This window comes from Pseudomonas sp. HN2 (assembly GCF_020736465.1).
Lineage (GTDB): Bacteria > Pseudomonadota > Gammaproteobacteria > Pseudomonadales > Pseudomonadaceae > Aquipseudomonas > Aquipseudomonas moraviensis_A.
This window is the reverse complement of sequence record NZ_CP085885.1, coordinates 4,995,247-5,012,432: the sequence shown is the minus strand read 5'-3', so window position 1 is coordinate 5,012,432 and position 17,186 is coordinate 4,995,247. Positions and strand designations below refer to the sequence as shown.

Here is a 17,186-nt window from a genome sequence, read left to right as displayed (position 1 = left end):
ACCTGCCGGGCACAAAAAAGCCCCCGGACACATCAATGTCCGGGGGCTTTTTGTTAGCCGCGAAGGCTGATTACTTCTTCAAACCATAGTGCTCATCGAGCATGCCCGGCGAGTTCGGATTCTTCGGTGCATAGTCACGCGGTGGTTCCTGATCGCGCGGTGGCGTCAGGCGTTCGCGGGGGGCCTGCGCTGCGTCGGCGTGCAGGGCGGCGATCAGGCGCTGGCGGGTCTGCTCGTCCAGGGCCAGACGGTTGGCGCCCTCGGCGAGATGATCCTGCACTTCCTGATAACTTTGGGTCAGCTTCTTGACCAGCATCGCGGTGCTGTTGAAGTGGGTGACCACTTCGTTTTGATAACTGTCGAAACGCTCCTGGATATCATCCAGTTGACGCTGCGTGCGGCTCGGCGCGGCGTTCGGCGCAACGCGCGCGATCAGGAATCCAATGGCGACACCCACAACCAGGGCAAGAGTCGGTAACAACCAAACTAAGAGCGAGTGTTCCACGAGTCCTTCCTCTATAAACGGCTTTGCTTTACGTTAACGGCTCGAACCTGCGCTGTATACCGCGATTCACTCGCAATAGATTGGCACAGACAATTTGCTAGACGAGTCGACCCGATTCGAGGTCACGGAGTTCCTCCCTTGCTGATGCGTGAAACCCCTGTAGTGATTGACGGCCCGGTGGGTCAACTGGAATCCCTGTACCTGGATAACGAGCAGCCGCGCGGCATTGCGCTGATCTGCCATCCGAACCCGGTACAGGGCGGCACCATGCTCAACAAGGTCGTCTCGACCCTGCAGCGCACCGCGCGCGACGCAGGCCTGATCACCTTGCGTTTCAATTATCGCGGCGTCGGCGCCAGCCAGGGCACGCACGACATGGGCACCGGTGAAGTCGACGACGCCCAGGCCGCCGCCGCATGGCTGCGCGAAAAACACCCGGACTTGCCCCTGACCCTGTTCGGGTTCTCCTTCGGCGGATTTGTTGCAGCAAGTCTCGGCGGCCGTCTCGAAGCCCAAGGCGTACAGCTTGCACACCTGTTCATGGTCGCCCCGGCGGTGATGCGCCTGGGCGAGCAGGATCAACTGCCGCAGCACGGCGCGTTGACCGTGATCCAGCCGGAAAGCGACGAAGTCATCGATCCGCAACTGGTCTACGACTGGTCCGACAAACTCCAGCGCCCCCATGAGCTGCTGAAAGTGGCAGAATGCGGACACTTTTTTCACGGCAAGCTGACCGATCTCAAGGATCTGCTGCTGCCGCGTCTCTCGAATTGATTGCAGTCTGACAAGCGATTACCCATGACCAACCGTACCCGCATTCTCACCGGCATCACCACCACCGGCACGCCGCATCTGGGCAACTACGCCGGCGCCATCCGCCCGGCAATCCTTGCCAGCCGCGACAGCCAGGCCGATTCGTTCTACTTCCTCGCCGACTACCACGCCCTGATCAAATGCGATGACCCGCTGCGCATCCAGCGCTCGCGTCTGGAAATCGCTGCAACCTGGCTGGCCGGTGGCCTCGATGTCGATCGCGTGACCTTCTACCGCCAGTCCGACATCCCGGAAATCCCCGAGCTGACCTGGCTGCTGACCTGCGTTGCCGCCAAGGGCCTGCTCAATCGCGCGCACGCTTACAAGGCGTCGGTGGACAAGAATGTCGAGACCGGTGAAGACCCGGATGCCGGTATCACCATGGGCCTCTACAGCTACCCGGTACTGATGGCCGCGGACATCCTGATGTTCAACGCGCACAAGGTGCCGGTAGGTCGTGACCAGATTCAGCACGTCGAGATGGCGCGCGATATCGGCCAGCGTTTCAACCATCTGTTCGGTCAGGGCAGAGAATTCTTCACCATGCCCGAAGCGCTGATCGAAGAAAGCGTGGCGACCTTGCCGGGCCTTGACGGTCGCAAGATGTCGAAGAGCTACGACAACACCATCCCGTTGTTCTCCAGCGCCAAAGAGATGAAGGACGCGATCTCGCGGATCGTCACCGACTCCAAGGCCCCGGGCGAAGCGAAAGATCCCGACAACTCGCACTTTTTCACCCTGTTCCAGGCCTTCGCCACACCGGCGCAGGCTGACGAATTCCGCCGCGAACTGCTCGGTGGTCTGGGCTGGGGCGAGGCGAAGAATCGTCTGTTCCAGTTGCTCGACAATGAGCTGGGCGAGGCGCGCGAGAAGTATCACCAGTTGATCGAGCGTCCGGCGGACCTGGAAGACATTCTGCAGATCGGTGCGAAGAAGGCCCGCGCGGTTGCCACGCCGTTCCTCAATGAGTTGCGCGAAGCCGTTGGCCTGCGTTCTTTCGTCAATCAGGTTCAGGTCGCCGCGACCACCAAGAAGAAAGCCGCGAAGGCTGCGCGTTTCGTCAGCTTCCGCGAAGAGGATGGCAGCTTCCGTTTCCGTCTGCTGGCGGCTGATGGCGAGCAACTGCTGCTGTCGCGCAACTTCGCCGATGGCAAAACCGCCGGACAGGCGACCAAACAGTTGCAGTCCGGCGACCCGCTGGACGTACGCACTGAAAACCTGAGCTTCAGCGTCTGGCTGGCCGGTGAGCGCGTGGGTGACAGCCCCGCATTCGCCGATGCTGCAGCGCGAGATGCCGCCATCGAGGCGTTGCGCGTAGCGCTGACCCCAGCGCAGGACTGATCGGCGGCACGACCCGACCAAGGGCCGATTGCCATTCCCACAGGCCGTCGCTACAGTGACGGCCCGTTTTTGTTGCCTTGCTAACGAATTATGACGCCCCTAGAACGATATCAAGCTGATCTGAAACGCCCGGACTTCTTCCATGACGCCGCGCAGGAAACTGCTGTGCGTCACTTGCAGCGTCTGTACGACGACTTGATCGCCGCCGATCAGAACAAGCCGGGATTTCTCGGCAAGCTGTTTGGCAAAAAGGATCAGGCACCGGTCAAGGGCCTGTATTTCTGGGGCGGCGTCGGTCGCGGCAAGACTTACCTGGTCGACACCTTCTTCGAAGCGCTGCCGTTCAAGGAAAAGACCCGCACGCACTTCCACCGTTTCATGAAGCGTGTACACGAAGAAATGAAAACCCTCGGCGGCGAGAAAAACCCGCTGACCATCATCGCCAAGCGCTTCGCGACCGAGTCGCGGGTGATCTGCTTCGATGAATTCTTCGTCTCCGACATCACCGACGCGATGATCCTCGGCACGCTGATGGAAGAGCTGTTCAAGAACGGCGTGACCCTGGTTGCGACCTCGAACATCGTGCCTGACGGTCTGTACAAGGACGGCCTGCAACGCGCGCGCTTCCTGCCGGCCATCGCGCTGATCAAGCAGAACACCGAGATCGTCAACGTCGACAGCGGCGTCGACTACCGTCTGCGTCACCTCGAGCAAGCCGAGCTGTTCCACTATCCGCTCGACGAAGCGGCGCACGAAAGTCTGCGCAAGAGCTTCAAGGCACTGACGCCGGAGTGCACGGCGGCGGTGGAGAACGATGTACTGATCATCGAGAACCGCGAAATCCGCGCCCTGCGTACCTGTGATGACGTGGCCTGGTTCGACTTCCGCGAACTGTGCGACGGCCCGCGCAGCCAGAACGACTACATCGAACTGGGCAAGATCTTCCACGCGGTGCTGCTCAGCGGCGTCGAGCAGATGAGCGTCACCACCGACGACATCGCGCGGCGCTTCATCAACATGGTCGACGAGTTCTACGATCGCAACGTCAAACTGATCATTTCTGCCGAAGTCGAGCTGAAGGATCTGTACACCGGCGGACGCCTGACCTTCGAGTTCCAGCGCACGCTGAGCCGCCTGCTGGAGATGCAATCCCACGAGTTTCTGTCGCGGGCGCACAAGCCTTAAGCGGAGTTTCGGCAAAGAAAAAGGGCCTGCGATTGCAGGCCCTTTTTTTATATCCAGAATTCACCGCAACACCCTGTAGGAGTGAGCCTGCTCGCGATAGCGTTGAGTCAGTAACATCAATGCTGCACGGACGGACGCAATCGCGAGCAGGCTCACTCCTACATGGGGTTGTGCGTGGGCAGAGGGTTAGGCAGCCTGCTGAAACTGCTGCCGATACTGGTTAGGCGACAGTTCAGTGTGCTGGCGGAACAGTCGCGCAAAGAAGCTCGCATCGTCGTAACCGACCTCATAACTGATGGTCTTGATGCTTTTGCGTGTGCCCGAAAGCAAGCCCTTGGCGGTCTCGATGCGCAGGCGCTGCAAGTAGTGCAGCGGCTTGTCGCCGGTGGCGGTCTGGAAGCGGCGCATGAAATTGCGGATGCTCATACCGTGCTCGCGGGCGACGTCCTCGAAGCGGAACTTGTCGGCGAAATGTTCTTCGAGCCAATGCTGGATCTGCAGAATGATCACGTCCTGGTGCAGTTTCTGCCCGCCGAAACCGATGCGTCCGGGCGAATAGCTGCGCTGCACTTCGTAAAGAATGTCGCGGGCCACGGCCTGTGCCACGTTCGAGCCGCAGAAGCGTTCGATCAGGTAGATATACAAGTCGCAGGCCGAGGTGGTGCCGCCGGCGCAGTAGAGATTGTCGGCATCGGTCAGGTGCTTGTCCTGATTCAGATAGACCTTGGGGAAGCGCTCGGCGAATGCATTGAAGAAGCGCCAGTAGGTGGTCGCTTCCTTGCCGTTGAGCAGGCCGGCTTCGGCGAGCCAGAACACTCCCGTGGCTTCACCGCATAACACCGCGCCGCGCGCATGCTGTTCACGCAGCCACGGGAGGATCTGCGGATAACGGCTGCACAGCGTGTCGAAATCGTCCCAGAACGCCGGGAGGATGATCACATCGGCGTTTTCCAGGCCGCCGTCGACCGGCATGACTACATCGCTGAAGCTTTTTACCGGTTTGCCATCAGGGCTGACCAGGCGCGTTTCGAACGCCGGCGTCAGGCCATGGCCCAGTTGTTTGCCATAACGCAAGCTGGCCACATGGAAAAAATCCTTGGCCTGCATGAGGGTGTAAGCGAAAACCCGGTCGACGGCCAGGATGCTGACGCGCCGCAAGGGCGGGGAGACGTGCTTGGACATAATTCAACTTTTGTTTTGTTTTTATAAGGGAAAGTGGTCACCAGACGGCTGGATCGTCTTATTTTTTGTCGGATGTGTCCAGTGTCGCGTAGCGGGAGTCGGGCTTAGTCTCTGAATGCCGTATCCCTCCAACAAAAACAAAGGTGCCGCATGATCCCCAGAACCTTGTTCAGCTCCGAGCACGAATTGTTCCGCGACAGCGTACGAACTTTCCTCGAAAAAGAGGCCGTGCCGTATCACGCTCAGTGGGAGAAGCAGGGGCACATCGATCGCGCACTCTGGAACAAAGCGGGGGAGGCGGGGATGCTCTGTTCGCATCTGCCAGAGGAATATGGCGGACTGGGCGCGGATTTTTTGTACAGCACCGTGGTGATTGAAGAGGTCGGTCGCCTGGGCCTGACCGGCATCGGCTTTTCCCTGCACTCGGACATCGTCGCGCCGTACATCCTGCATTACGGCAACGAAGCACTGAAGCACAAATACCTGCCGAAGCTGGTCTCGGGCGAAATGGTCACGGCGATTGCCATGACCGAGCCTGGCGCCGGTTCCGACCTGCAAGGGGTCAAGACCACAGCGGTACTGGACGGTGACGAATATGTGATCAACGGATCGAAAACCTTCATCACCAATGGCTTTCTGGCTGACCTGGTGATTGTGGTGGCAAAGACCGATCCGAAGGCCGGCGCCAAGGGCACCAGCCTGTTTCTGGTGGAGGCAAATACGCCGGGCTTCGAGAAGGGCAAGCGCCTGGAGAAGGTCGGCATGAAAGCGCAGGACACTTCGGAATTGTTCTTCCAGGACGTTCGTGTGCCGAAGGAAAACCTTCTCGGGCAGGCGGGTGCCGGGTTTGCCTATCTGATGCAGGAATTACCGCAGGAGCGCCTGACCGTGGCCATCGGCGGGCTGGCCTCGGCCGAGGCAGCGCTGCAATGGACGCTGGATTACACCCGCGATCGCAAGGCGTTCGGCAAGGCGATTGCCGACTTCCAGAACACCCGCTTCAAACTGGCCGAGATGGCTACCGAGATTCAGATTGGCCGAGTCTTCGTTGACCGCTGCCTGGAACTGCACCTGCAAGGCAAACTCGACGTGCCGACGGCGGCGATGGCTAAATATTGGGGCACCGACCTGCAGTGCAAAGTGCTCGACGAATGCGTGCAACTGCATGGCGGCTACGGCTTCATGTGGGAATACCCGGTAGCCCGGGCGTGGGCGGATGCGCGGGTGCAACGGATCTATGCCGGCACCAATGAAATCATGAAGGAGATCATTGCGCGGTCGCTCTGATCTTCGCTGTATTGGCGGGCCTCTTCGCGAGCAGGCTCGCTCCCACAGGGGATCACCGTACCTGTGGGAGCGAGCCTGCTCGCGAAGCTTCTAGCGGTCATTCAAGGTGCAGGGTTCGGATGATCCTTGTGAATCGCTTCGATCCCGGCCAACACCTCATCAGACAGTTTCAGATCAAAACTGGCAATGTTGCTGTCCAGCTGTTCCAGCGTCGTCGCGCCAATGATATTGCTGGTCACGAACGGTTGCTGGGTCACGAACGCCAGGGCCATTTGCGCCGGATCCAGACCGTGCTCACGGGCCAGTGCCACGTAACGGCTGCACGCCGCTTCCGATTGCGGGTTGAAATAGCGGCTGAAGCGGCTGTACAGGCTCAGGCGGCCTTTCGGTGGGCGGGCGCCGCCTTCGTACTTGCCGGAGAGGAAGCCGAACGCCAGTGGCGAATAGGCGAGCAGGCCGCACTGTTCGCGGATGGCGATCTCCGCGAGGCCCACTTCGAAGCTGCGGTTGAGCAGGTTGTAGGGGTTCTGGATCGACACGGCGCGCGGCCAGCCACGGGCTTCGGCCAACGCGAGAAAACGCATGGTGCCCCACGGCGTTTCGTTGGACAGACCGATGTGGCGGATCTTGCCGGCCTTGACCTGCTCGTCGAGAGCCTCGAGGGTGTCTTCGAGCGGGGTCAGGTTGGCTTCGATCTTGTGCTTGTAGCCCAGCTGTCCGAAAAAGTTGGTGCTGCGTTCCGGCCAGTGCAGTTGGTAGAGGTCGATGTAATCGGTCTGCAGGCGCTTGAGGCTGCCGTCCAGTGCTTCGGTGATGTGTTGACGGTTGTGCCGCAGGTTCTTGTCGCGGATGTAGTCGATGGTGTTGCCGGGGCCGGCGATCTTGCTGGCGAGTATCCAGTCGGCACGGTCACCGCGACTCTTGAAGTAATTGCCGATGTAGCGCTCGGTGGTGGCGTAGGTTTCGGCTTTTGGCGGCACCGGATACATTTCGGCGGTGTCGAGGAAATTGATCCCGGCTTCCTTGGCCCTTTCGATCTGGGCGAAGGCTTCAGCCTCAGTGTTTTGCTCGCCCCAGGTCATGGTGCCGAGGCAGATTGCACTCACGTTCAGGTCGGTACGGCCTAGCTGGCGATAGTCCATCGTATGCTCCTTGGGCAAAACAATCATAAAAGCAGGTTGAAAAATTTTTCGCAATCTGCATAATTGCCGACCTCTTTCTGCAGTGGAAGTGATGCGCCGCCGCCGAAGAATCTTGCCGTTGAACGGACGCGCCGACCCGAGCCCCCGAAAGCGTCTGTATCCGGCTGCCTTTGACTTGTCAAAGTACGCACTATTCAGTAAGATCCGCCGTCTTATTTACAGGCGGCCCCTGAGGCTATAAAGAATGAAAACTTTTACTGCTAAACCGGAAACAGTAAAGCGCGACTGGTTTGTCGTCGACGCTGCTGGTCAGACCCTGGGTCGTCTGGCCACCGAAATCGCGAGCCGTCTGCGTGGCAAGCACAAGCCTGAGTACACTCCTCACGTTGACACCGGCGACTACATCGTCGTCATCAACGCCGAGCAGATCCGTGTTACCGGCGCTAAAACCACTGACAAAATGTACTACTCCCACTCCGGTTTCCCGGGCGGCATCAAGTCGATCAACTTTGAAAAGCTGATCGCCAAAGCCCCTGAGCGCGTGATCGAGACCGCGGTTAAAGGCATGCTGCCTAAAAACCCACTGGGTCGCGACATGTACCGTAAGCTGAAAGTCTATGCGGGCGCTGCACACCCTCATACTGCTCAGCAGCCCCAAGAACTGAAGATTTAACGGAATAGTTCATTATGTCGGCGACTCAAAATTACGGCACTGGCCGTCGCAAGACCGCAACCGCACGCGTTTTCCTGCGTCCGGGTACTGGTAACATCTCCATCAACAACCGTTCGCTGGATAACTTCTTCGGCCGCGAAACTGCCCGCATGGTAGTTCGTCAGCCGCTGGAGCTGACCGAGACTGTCGAGAAGTTCGACATCTACGTCACCGTGATCGGCGGTGGTGTAAGTGGTCAGGCTGGCGCAATCCGCCACGGCATCACTCGCGCTCTGATGGACTACGACGAAACCCTGCGTAGCGCTCTGCGCAAAGCTGGCTTCGTTACCCGCGACGCCCGTGAAGTTGAACGTAAGAAAGTCGGTCTGCGTAAAGCGCGTAAGCGTCCGCAGTACTCGAAGCGTTAATTCCGCTTCCGCGTTCAAAAAAGAACGCCCGCCTCCTCACGGAAGCGGGCGTTTTTTTATGCCTGCGATTTATCAAAGAATTGCGTTGTGACAACTTGCCACATCCGTAGACCCCCTATACTCCAAGGCTTGAGGGGCTGAGCTCCCGGGAATTAACCTTGTCAGAATTAGGGGTTTTCATTACCATTCGGGCAAAATTTTTATAAGTAACATTTGATTTATTTAGTAGACGCCTGATTTAACAGGCCAAAAAAGCTGATGGGAGAGGACTGAATGAGCAATGACGGCGTGAATGCAGGCCGGCGTCGCTTCTTGGTGGCAGCCACATCCGTGGTGGGTGCTGCAGGAGCGGTGGGGGCTGCGGTCCCGTTCGTGGGGTCATGGTTTCCCAGTGCCAAGGCGAAAGCCGCCGGTGCACCGGTGAAAGTGAATGTCAGCAAAATCGAGCCAGGCCAGCAGATGATTGCTGAGTGGCGCGGCCAGCCGGTGTTCATTGTCCGCCGTACGGAGGAAATCCTGGGGAATCTCAAAAAGATCGAGGGTCAGCTCTCCGATCCGACCTCCAAAAACTCCACGCAACCCACTTATGTCGACCCGGAAGTACGCTCGATCAAGCCGGAAATTGTGCTGCTGATCGGGATCTGTACGCACTTGGGTTGCTCACCGACCTTCCGTCCCGAAGTGGCACCTGCGGATCTGGGCAAAGACTGGGTAGGCGGCTATTTCTGCCCGTGCCACGGTTCCCATTACGATCTGGCTGGCCGCGTCTACAAGTCGCAACCTGCGCCTTTGAACCTGCCAGTTCCCCCGCATTCCTATGAGACCGATGACCTGATTGTCATTGGCGTCGATACGGAGAAAGCGTGATGAGCAAGTTCATGGATTGGGTTGATGCGCGCTTTCCAGCGACGAAAATGTGGGAAGACCATCTCAGCAAATATTACGCACCGAAAAACTTCAACTTCTTCTATTTCTTCGGCTCGCTGGCGCTGCTGGTGCTGGTCAACCAGATCGTCACCGGTGTCTGGCTGACGATGAGCTACACGCCGTCGGCAGAAGAAGCCTTTGCTTCTGTTGAATACATCATGCGCGACGTCGAGTACGGCTCGATCCTGCGTCTGCTGCACTCGACCGGCGCCTCGGCATTTTTCATCGTCGTCTATCTGCACATGTTCCGCGGCCTGCTCTACGGTTCGTACCAGAAACCGCGCGAGCTGGTCTGGGTGTTCGGCATGCTGATCTATCTGGCGCTGATGGCTGAAGCGTTCATGGGTTACCTGCTGCCGTGGGGCCAAATGTCGTATTGGGGCGCCCAGGTGATCATCTCGCTGTTCGGTGCGATTCCGCTGATCGGCGATGACCTGACCCAGTGGATTCGTGGTGACTACCTGATCTCCGGAATCACCCTGAACCGCTTCTTCGCCTTGCACGTTGTTGCATTGCCAATCGTGATTCTCGGTCTGGTGGTGCTGCACATTCTGGCGCTGCACGAAGTGGGTTCGAACAACCCTGACGGCGTCGATATCAAGAAGCACAAGGACGAGAACGGCATCCCGCTGGACGGCATTGCGTTCCACCCGTACTACACGGTGAAGGACATTGTCGGCGTCGTGGTGTTCCTGTTCATCTTCTGCTTCATTGTGTTCTTCTTTCCGGAAATGGGCGGTTATTTCCTCGAAAAGCCGAACTTCGAGCCGGCCAACCCGTTCAAGACTCCAGAGCACATTGCTCCGGTCTGGTACTTCACACCGTTCTACGCCATCCTGCGGGCGATCCCGGACAAGCTCATGGGTGTTATCGCCATGGGGGCTTCGATCGCGCTGCTGTTTGTCCTGCCATGGCTTGACCGAAGCCCGGTGAAGTCGATGCGCTACAAAGGCTGGATGAGCAAAATCTGGCTGGTCGTATTCTGTATTTCTTTCGTGCTGCTTGGCTGGACGGGCGTTAAAGCGCCGACTCCTTCTCTGACGTTGTTGTCGCAGGTCTGCACCTTCCTCTATTTCGCCTACTTCATTCTGATGCCGTTCTACACCCGGCTCGAGAAGACCAAACCGGTTCCGGAAAGGGTGACTGGCTGATGAAAAAGTTATTTCTTGCTCTGTTTTTTGCTGCGCTGCCTTCCCTGGTTTTTGCTGCCGAGGGCCATGGTCCGGAACTGGAACATGTCGATATCGACGTCTCCGACAAAGCCGCCCTGCAGGATGGTGCGCGGACTTTCGCAAACTATTGCATGGGTTGTCACAGTGCCAAGTTCCAGCGTTACGAGCGCGTCGCCGATGATCTCGGCATCCCGCACGAATTAATGCTGGAGAAGCTGGTGTTCACCGGCGCCAAGATCGGCGACCACATGAACATCGGTATGCAACCGGCCGACGCCAAAACCTGGTTCGGCGCAGCGCCGCCGGACCTGACGCTGGTGGCGCGGGTGCGCGGTACCGACTGGCTCTACGGTTACCTGAAGTCGTTCTACGAAGATCCAGCGCGTCCATGGGGCGTGAACAACAAGGTCTTCCCGAACGTTGGTATGCCTAACGTGCTGGTTGGCCTGCAGGGTCGTCAGGTGGTCGGCTGCAAACAGGTGCAGATCGTCGAGGACGGCAAGAAACAATACGATCCGCTGACCGGCACGCCGCTGACCCATGAAGCGTGCGATCAACTGACCATCGTGCCGAAGTCAGGTGCCCTGAACGAAGAGCAGTTCGATGAGAAGGTCAAGAATCTGGTAACCTTCCTGGCTTACTCGGCTAACCCGGTTAAGCTGCAACATCAGCGCATCGGTACTTATGTCTTGCTGTACCTGGCGTTCTTCTTTGTGTTCGCCTACCTGCTCAAGCGTGAATACTGGAAAGACGTGCACTGATACGCTTCAAGCATTGCTGTTAATCGCGCGCGCCCAAGGGCGCCTCCGCTAAAGCAGGGTCTGCTCCGTCAGACCCTGCGGGAGGTGCCCTCTGGGCGCGCGCGTTTTTCCGGTTCCGACAAATTCAACAAGCGAGGAGGATCGCCATGGGCGTGACCAATCGGTTGGCCTGTTACTCCGACCCCGCCGACCACTATTCCCACCGAGTGCGCATCGTGCTTGCAGAGAAGGGTGTCAGCGCCGAAATCATTTACGTGGAAGCGGGCCGCCAGCCGCCTAAACTGATTGAGGTGAACCCTTACGGCAGTCTGCCGACGCTGGTCGATCGTGACCTGGCGTTGTGGGAGTCGACCGTGGTGATGGAGTATCTGGATGAGCGTTACCCGCACCCGCCGCTGATGCCGGTTTATCCGGTGGCGCGGGCCAACAGCCGTCTGCTGATTCACAGGATTCAGCGTGACTGGTGCGGGCTGGTGGATCTGATTCTGGATCCCAAGAGCAAAGAGGCCGCACGGGTCGTGGCGCGCAAGGAGCTGCGCGAAAGCCTGACCGGCGTTTCGCCGCTGTTTGCCGACAAACCGTTCTTCCTCAGTGAGGAACAAAGTCTGGTGGATTGCTGCCTATTACCCATACTCTGGCGTTTGCCGATTCTGGGTATTGAACTGCCGCGGCCGGCCAAGCCGCTGCTTGATTATATGGAGCGTCAGTTTGCGCGTGAGGCTTTCCAGGCGAGTCTGTCTGGTGTCGAACGCGATATGCGCTAAGGCTTAAGGAGCCGCTATGAACTCCAGTCGACCTTATCTGGTCCGCGCGCTCTACGAGTGGATTGTGGATAACGATTGCACCCCGCACATGCTGGTCAACTCCGAGTACCCGGCGGTGCAGGTGCCACAAGGCTTTGCCAGTGACGGCCAGATCGTCCTGAACATCTCGCCGAGTGCCGTGCGTCATCTGCACATGGACAACGACGTGGTGACGTTCGAAGGCCGCTTCGGCGGTGTTCCACACAGTCTCTACGTGCCGATCAGCGCGATTCTGGGCATCTACGCCCGGGAGAACGGCCAGGGCATGGTGTTTGACCTCGAGTTGCCGATGGACGACGAGGAAGACATCGATCCGGATGACGACTCGCCGCCACCGGGCAGCGAGCCGCCGCGCCCAAGTGGCCGGCCGAGCTTGAAGGTTGTGAAATAAAAAAAGGCGATCCGGATGGATCGCCTTTTTTGTGCCTGACGTTTGCGGTCAGTCGATGTATTCGAACAGCTTCACGATCTTCTGCACACCGGATACACCCTGAACGAGATTGGTCGCCTGAGTGGCTTCCTGTTTGGTCAGCAGGCCCAGCAGGTAGACGATGCCGTTTTCGGTCACGACCTTGATGCGCGAGCCAGGAATGCTGGCATCGGTGAGCATCTGCGTCTTGATCTTGGTGGTCAGCCACGCATCGTTCTGACGGGCGAGCAGGGAGGACGGTTGCAGTACTTGCAGCTCGTTGTGGACTTTCTTCACGCGCTGGACGTTGGCGGCGGCTTGTTCAGCCTTGGCCTTAAGGTCCTCGCGTGGCGTCTGGCCGGCGAGCAGGACGACACCGTTGAAACTGGTGATGACGATGTGTGAATCGTTGTCCAGAGCCGGGTCGGCCTTGGCGATGTTCACGCCCGCCTTGGTTTCGATCAACGAGTCGTCGATCTTGCTGCCGAAGGTGCGCGTGCCACGGTCGTCTTCGATCGGCGCTTCACGGCTGGCATTCACCACCGAAGTGCAGCCGCTGATGCCGAGGCACAGGGTCAAGGCCAGAAGGCCAAGGCGATTAGGGGTCATTCTTCACTCCCGAACAGTTGGCTGTCGATCAGATCGCAAAGGCAATGGATCGCCAGCAAGTGGACTTCCTGAATACGTGCAGTGACGTAGGCCGGGACGCGAATTTCGACGTCCTCGGGCAGCAGCAGCGACGCCATGCCGCCGCCATCGCGTCCGGTCAAAGCTACGACAATCATTTCGCGATCATGTGCGGCCTGGATCGCTTGAATAATGTTCGCCGAATTACCGCTGGTCGAAATCGCCAGCAGCACATCGCCTGGCTGGCCGAGGGCGCGGATCTGCTTGGAGAACACTTCGTTGTAGCTGTAGTCGTTGGAGATCGAGGTGATCGTCGAGGTGTCGGTGGTCAGCGCAATCGCCGGCAGGCTTGGACGCTCGCGCTCGAAGCGGTTGAGCAGTTCCGACGAGAAATGCTGAGCGTCGCCGGCCGAGCCGCCGTTGCCGCACGAGAGCATTTTGCCTTCGTTGAGCAGGGCGTTGACCATGATCTGGCTGGCTTGCTCGATGTGCGGTGCAACTACGTTCATCGCCTGTTCTTTGGTGTCGATACTGGCCTTGAAAAGCTGGCGAATTCGGGATTGCATGTCCATCTGTGTGACCTTAAGTGGCGCGGCTGTTCGGCACGTGAATGTGCAACCCGCAAAGCAAAGAGCAAAATGTGTCGGACGAAAACGGGGCTGCGTGCAGGCGGTCAACTGTCGAAAGCATTCTGCAACCAGTTCAGCTGATCGGGGTGGCTTTCGATCGCCACCACATCGAAGCGGCAGGGGGAATTGGCCCAACGCGACTCGCGCTGAAGAAAATACTGTGCTGCAAAGATCAGTTTCTGCTGCTTGCGCTCGTCGATACTGGCGAGCGCGCCACCCCATTGAGTGTTTTTTCTGTAGCGAACTTCAACGAATACTACTGTATCGCCATCAAGCATGACCAGATCAAGCTCGCCGCGTTTGCATAACCAGTTCTGCGCCAGCAGGCGCAGCCCGTGTTGTTGCAGATGTTCGAGCGCCTGGCGCTCGGCATCCTTACCGCTTTGCGAGCGTGACCTGTCGGGCATCAGCGCGGCGTGTCCGGCAGACGCTGTACCTGACCGCTGACGAACTGCGCCCAAGGCAACTGACGCACAACGCGCTGGGTCTGGGTCATGCCGAGGCTGCCCGACTGACCTTCGATGCGGCTGTCCGGCAGGGCTTTGAGCTGGCCCAGGCGTGGAGCGAGACGGTAGGCATCGGCGCCCATGGCGTACAGGCGACCAAGGCTGCCGTTGGCTTGCGGCCATTGTGCAGTGACTTGCTGGCGCAGCGGATCGCTGGTTTCCAGGAGCCATGGGGTTTCGCAGAAGCGAATGCCGTTCATGTCGTTGTACTGGTTGACGTCGCCGCTGGCGCTGTAGACGTGGGAAGTCGCGTAGACCGGCACGTCACCGGCGTACTGGAAATTCAGGGTCGGTTTGATCTGCTGGGCTTGCTGCGGCGTCGCGGCGAGGAAGATGAATTCGATGTCCTGGCGGCGCGATGGCTGGGCGGCAACGTTAGTGCCGGCAACGTTCTGCAGGCTCTTGGCGCGAGCTTCGCTCTGACGCAGCTGGAACATGTCGGCAATCTGCTGGGCCAGTTGCACCGGCTGATCAACACGCTCGGTGGCAACGATGCTGCCGCCGTTGGCTTGCCAGTCCTGGCTGAAGGCGCGCAGAACGCGATCGCCCCATTCGCCCTTCGGCACCATGATCGCAGCGCGATGCAGACCATCGGCGCGGGCGCGACGGGACACTTCACGAGCTTCGTCTTCAGCCGCCAGACCGAACTGGAACAATTGCGCCGGGCCCTGCTCGCCTTCGCTGTAGTTCAGCGCAAGGGTGGTGATCGGCAGTTGCGGGCGAGTGCTCAGCTGTTTGACCAGGGGTTTTTCCAGCGGGCCAACCACCAGTTGCACGCCGTCAGCCTGAGCCTTGCGATAGAACTCGTCCATCGAGGTCAGTTTCGAACTGTCGTAGAACTCGATGGCAGGTGGGTTCTGCCCGGCCTGCTGCGCCTGATAATGCGCGGCCATGAAGCCTTCACGCAGTGCTTTGCCGACCGCAGCCAACTGGCCGTCCTGTGGCAGCAGCAGGGCGATTTTGCTCAGTGGCTGGCTGGCCAGTTCCTTGAGTTTGGTCAGCGGCAGCGGCAGGTTGATTGCGGCTGGGTGCTTTGGATTCTGCGCGCGCCAGGTGTCGATCGCGGCTTGCTGCTGCTCCAGCGTACCGGCGGTTTTCACCGCTTGCGCCAGCGCCATCCAGCCGCCGAGATCATCGGTGGTGTTGGGTTGCAGTTGATCGGTTGGCAGCGAGGCGATCAGGGTCCAGATCGCTTCGTGGTTCTTGCTCGCCGCTTCGCCTTCCAGCATCGGCGCGATGAACACACGCTCGCGAGCAGCGGCGAGTGTCTGGCCATCAGCTTCAAGGGCGCGGGCGTGAACAGTGCCGGTGCGAACTTGCTGCTCTTGCGGCATTTCACCGAGCTTTTGGAAGCTTGGATGACTCAGGGCAGTCAGCGCGGCTTTCGGTTGATTGCGGGTCATGGCCAGTTCGGCGGACAGCGTGTTGGCGAAAATCTGCTGCCCCGGCTTGAGTTGCTCCACCGGCACTTGTTGCAGGATTTGCGCGGACTGGCCGGCATTGCCTTGGCGGTAAGCCTGGTCCGCCGCGCTCAGGCGCAGCAGGGCGGCTTGTTCCGGGGTCTTGGCCTGGGCCGCCTGTTCGAGCAGCTGCTCGATGCTGGCGTCCGGAGTCCGTGGAAGTTCGCCAAGGCTGGAGGAAGGGGAGCTGGCACACGCGGCCAACAAGGCAGCGAGGCAGAGGGCAGTGAACAGCCGCAGGCAAGCGATCATGTAAGTGTTCCTGATACTCGATCAAATTAGCGTGGAATTGTACCCAAGCACTGGCCGGGGCGCGATGTTACTGGTGTGAATCGGTCAATTTAGCTGGCGTAAATGTTGCGCAAGCGCACAACGGTGGGAAAAACCGCGTTTGGCTGGAGCGCATCGCAATCCTCGTGACGCGCTACAATGGCCGCTTTTACCGATCACGAGGTGTGCGCTTTGACTGCTCCAGGTCCTTTGAATTCCGCTGCTGGCTCGCTTTATGTGGTGGCGACGCCCATCGGCAACCTGGACGACATCAGCGCCCGGGCCCTGAAGATCCTCCGTGAAGTGGCGTTGATTGCGGCGGAAGACACGCGGCACTCGGCGCGTCTGATGCAGCACTTCGGTATCGGCACGCCATTGGCCGCGTGCCACGAGCACAACGAACGGGATGAGGGTAGCCGCTTTATTACCCGGTTGCTGGCGGGCGACAACGTGGCGCTGATTTCCGATGCCGGCACGCCATTGATCTCCGATCCGGGTTATCACCTGGTGCGTCAGGCCCGTGCGGCCGGCATCAATGTGGTGCCGGTGCCGGGTGCCTGCGCGTTGATTGCGGCGCTGTCGGCGGCGGGATTGCCGTCCGATCGTTTCATCTTCGAAGGCTTCCTGCCGGCCAAATCGGTCGGGCGCAAGGCGCGTCTGGAAGCGGTAAAAGAAGAACCGCGCACATTGATCTTCTATGAGGCGCCACATCGCATTCTCGAATGTTTGCAGGATATGGAAGCGGTGTTCGGTGGCGAGCGTCAGGCATTGCTGGCGCGGGAAATCACCAAAACCTTCGAAACCCTCAAAGGCCTGCCGCTCAGCGAACTGCGTGCGTTCGTCGAGTCCGACAGCAATCAGCAGCGCGGCGAGTGCGTGGTGCTGGTGGCCGGCTGGACCGCGCCAGAGTCGGAGGACGCGGTCAGCAGTGAAGCCATGCGCATCCTCGATCTGCTGCTCGAAGAAATGCCGCTCAAGCGCGCCGCCGCACTGGCAGCGCAAATCACCGGCGAGCGCAAAAACGTGCTTTATCAGGTGGCGCTGGATAAACAGAAAGGCGTGTAAGCCGTCGCCCATGGCGTTCCTG

19 protein-coding genes are annotated in these 17,186 nt (G+C 59.3%); 12 read left to right on the top strand and 7 right to left on the bottom strand.

What is annotated here, in order from left to right; translation table 11 throughout:
* Window positions 1–70: 70 nt before the first annotated feature.
* Window positions 71–505, bottom strand: a complete 435-nt coding sequence (locus tag LIS66_RS22155) for a YhcB family protein (RefSeq protein WP_042609742.1) — start codon at window positions 503–505, stop codon at window positions 71–73.
* A 144-nt stretch (window positions 506–649) separates the two neighbouring features.
* On the opposite strand from LIS66_RS22155, the gene LIS66_RS22150 reads away from it, so the two are divergent.
* The 3 genes from LIS66_RS22150 to zapE all read left to right on the top strand — a co-directional run bounded on the left by LIS66_RS22150 (window position 650) and on the right by zapE (window position 3,844).
* Complete coding sequence (locus LIS66_RS22150) at window positions 650–1,279, top strand: alpha/beta hydrolase (RefSeq protein ID WP_042609746.1); 630 nt, start codon at window positions 650–652, stop codon at window positions 1,277–1,279.
* 24 nt (window positions 1,280–1,303) lie between these two features.
* Window positions 1,304–2,659, top strand: coding sequence for a tryptophan--tRNA ligase (locus LIS66_RS22145; RefSeq protein WP_227973048.1), 1,356 nt, complete (start codon window positions 1,304–1,306; stop codon window positions 2,657–2,659).
* A gap of 90 nt (window positions 2,660–2,749) precedes the next feature.
* Window positions 2,750–3,844 (top strand): cell division protein ZapE, encoded by a 1,095-nt coding sequence (gene zapE, locus LIS66_RS22140; RefSeq protein WP_042609744.1) that lies wholly within the window; start codon window positions 2,750–2,752, stop codon window positions 3,842–3,844.
* 186 nt (window positions 3,845–4,030) lie between these two features.
* Here zapE and LIS66_RS22135 read toward each other — a convergent pair whose 3' ends face one another.
* Window positions 4,031–4,927: a GlxA family transcriptional regulator gene (locus LIS66_RS22135; protein ID WP_165839204.1), complete on the bottom strand. Its 897-nt coding sequence runs from the start codon at window positions 4,925–4,927 to the stop codon at window positions 4,031–4,033.
* A 249-nt stretch (window positions 4,928–5,176) separates the two neighbouring features.
* Between LIS66_RS22135 and LIS66_RS22130 the strand changes: the two genes are divergently transcribed.
* Window positions 5,177–6,313 (top strand): acyl-CoA dehydrogenase family protein, encoded by a 1,137-nt coding sequence (locus LIS66_RS22130; protein WP_227973047.1) that lies wholly within the window; start codon window positions 5,177–5,179, stop codon window positions 6,311–6,313.
* A gap of 101 nt (window positions 6,314–6,414) precedes the next feature.
* Here LIS66_RS22130 and LIS66_RS22125 read toward each other — a convergent pair whose 3' ends face one another.
* Window positions 6,415–7,455, bottom strand: a complete 1,041-nt coding sequence (locus LIS66_RS22125; protein ID WP_039761359.1) for an NADP(H)-dependent aldo-keto reductase — start codon at window positions 7,453–7,455, stop codon at window positions 6,415–6,417.
* 244 nt (window positions 7,456–7,699) lie between these two features.
* On the opposite strand from LIS66_RS22125, the gene rplM reads away from it, so the two are divergent.
* From rplM to LIS66_RS22090, 7 genes are all read left to right on the top strand, one after another.
* Window positions 7,700–8,128, top strand: coding sequence for a 50S ribosomal protein L13 (gene rplM, locus LIS66_RS22120; RefSeq protein ID WP_003228062.1), 429 nt, complete (start codon window positions 7,700–7,702; stop codon window positions 8,126–8,128).
* A 14-nt stretch (window positions 8,129–8,142) separates the two neighbouring features.
* Window positions 8,143–8,535 carry a 30S ribosomal protein S9 gene (rpsI, locus tag LIS66_RS22115; protein ID WP_003228056.1) on the top strand — a complete coding sequence of 131 codons (393 nt, stop codon included), beginning with the start codon at window positions 8,143–8,145 and terminating at the stop codon, window positions 8,533–8,535.
* A gap of 273 nt (window positions 8,536–8,808) precedes the next feature.
* Window positions 8,809–9,402: a ubiquinol-cytochrome c reductase iron-sulfur subunit gene (gene petA / locus LIS66_RS22110; RefSeq protein WP_227973046.1), complete on the top strand. Its 594-nt coding sequence runs from the start codon at window positions 8,809–8,811 to the stop codon at window positions 9,400–9,402.
* Window positions 9,402–10,613: a cytochrome b gene (locus LIS66_RS22105; RefSeq protein ID WP_227973045.1), complete on the top strand. Its 1,212-nt coding sequence runs from the start codon at window positions 9,402–9,404 to the stop codon at window positions 10,611–10,613. Before petA ends, LIS66_RS22105 begins: the two co-directional genes overlap by 1 nt.
* Window positions 10,613–11,395, top strand: coding sequence for a cytochrome c1 (locus LIS66_RS22100; RefSeq protein WP_065616613.1), 783 nt, complete (start codon window positions 10,613–10,615; stop codon window positions 11,393–11,395). Before LIS66_RS22105 ends, LIS66_RS22100 begins: the two co-directional genes overlap by 1 nt.
* A gap of 146 nt (window positions 11,396–11,541) precedes the next feature.
* Window positions 11,542–12,159 (top strand): glutathione S-transferase N-terminal domain-containing protein, encoded by a 618-nt coding sequence (locus tag LIS66_RS22095; protein WP_007961620.1) that lies wholly within the window; start codon window positions 11,542–11,544, stop codon window positions 12,157–12,159.
* A 16-nt stretch (window positions 12,160–12,175) separates the two neighbouring features.
* A complete protein-coding gene (locus LIS66_RS22090) occupies window positions 12,176–12,589 on the top strand; it encodes a ClpXP protease specificity-enhancing factor (protein WP_016773263.1) in 414 nt (137 codons plus the stop codon).
* A 48-nt stretch (window positions 12,590–12,637) separates the two neighbouring features.
* Here LIS66_RS22090 and LIS66_RS22085 read toward each other — a convergent pair whose 3' ends face one another.
* From LIS66_RS22085 to LIS66_RS22070, 4 genes are all read right to left on the bottom strand, one after another.
* Window positions 12,638–13,216 carry a BON domain-containing protein gene (locus LIS66_RS22085; RefSeq protein WP_024014250.1) on the bottom strand — a complete coding sequence of 193 codons (579 nt, stop codon included), beginning with the start codon at window positions 13,214–13,216 and terminating at the stop codon, window positions 12,638–12,640.
* On the bottom strand, window positions 13,213–13,806 hold the full coding sequence (locus LIS66_RS22080; protein ID WP_042608379.1) for a phosphoheptose isomerase: 594 nt from the start codon (window positions 13,804–13,806) through the stop codon (window positions 13,213–13,215). Before LIS66_RS22080 ends, LIS66_RS22085 begins: the two co-directional genes overlap by 4 nt.
* A 101-nt stretch (window positions 13,807–13,907) precedes the next feature.
* On the bottom strand, window positions 13,908–14,270 hold the full coding sequence (locus tag LIS66_RS22075) for a YraN family protein (protein WP_042608378.1): 363 nt from the start codon (window positions 14,268–14,270) through the stop codon (window positions 13,908–13,910).
* A complete protein-coding gene (locus tag LIS66_RS22070; protein ID WP_227973044.1) occupies window positions 14,270–16,081 on the bottom strand; it encodes a penicillin-binding protein activator in 1,812 nt (603 codons plus the stop codon). The genes LIS66_RS22075 and LIS66_RS22070 overlap by 1 nt, the downstream gene beginning before the upstream one ends.
* A gap of 177 nt (window positions 16,082–16,258) precedes the next feature.
* Between LIS66_RS22070 and rsmI the strand changes: the two genes are divergently transcribed.
* Window positions 16,259–17,164, top strand: coding sequence for a 16S rRNA (cytidine(1402)-2'-O)-methyltransferase (gene rsmI, locus LIS66_RS22065; protein ID WP_016773267.1), 906 nt, complete (start codon window positions 16,259–16,261; stop codon window positions 17,162–17,164).
* Window positions 17,165–17,186 lie beyond the last annotated feature (22 nt).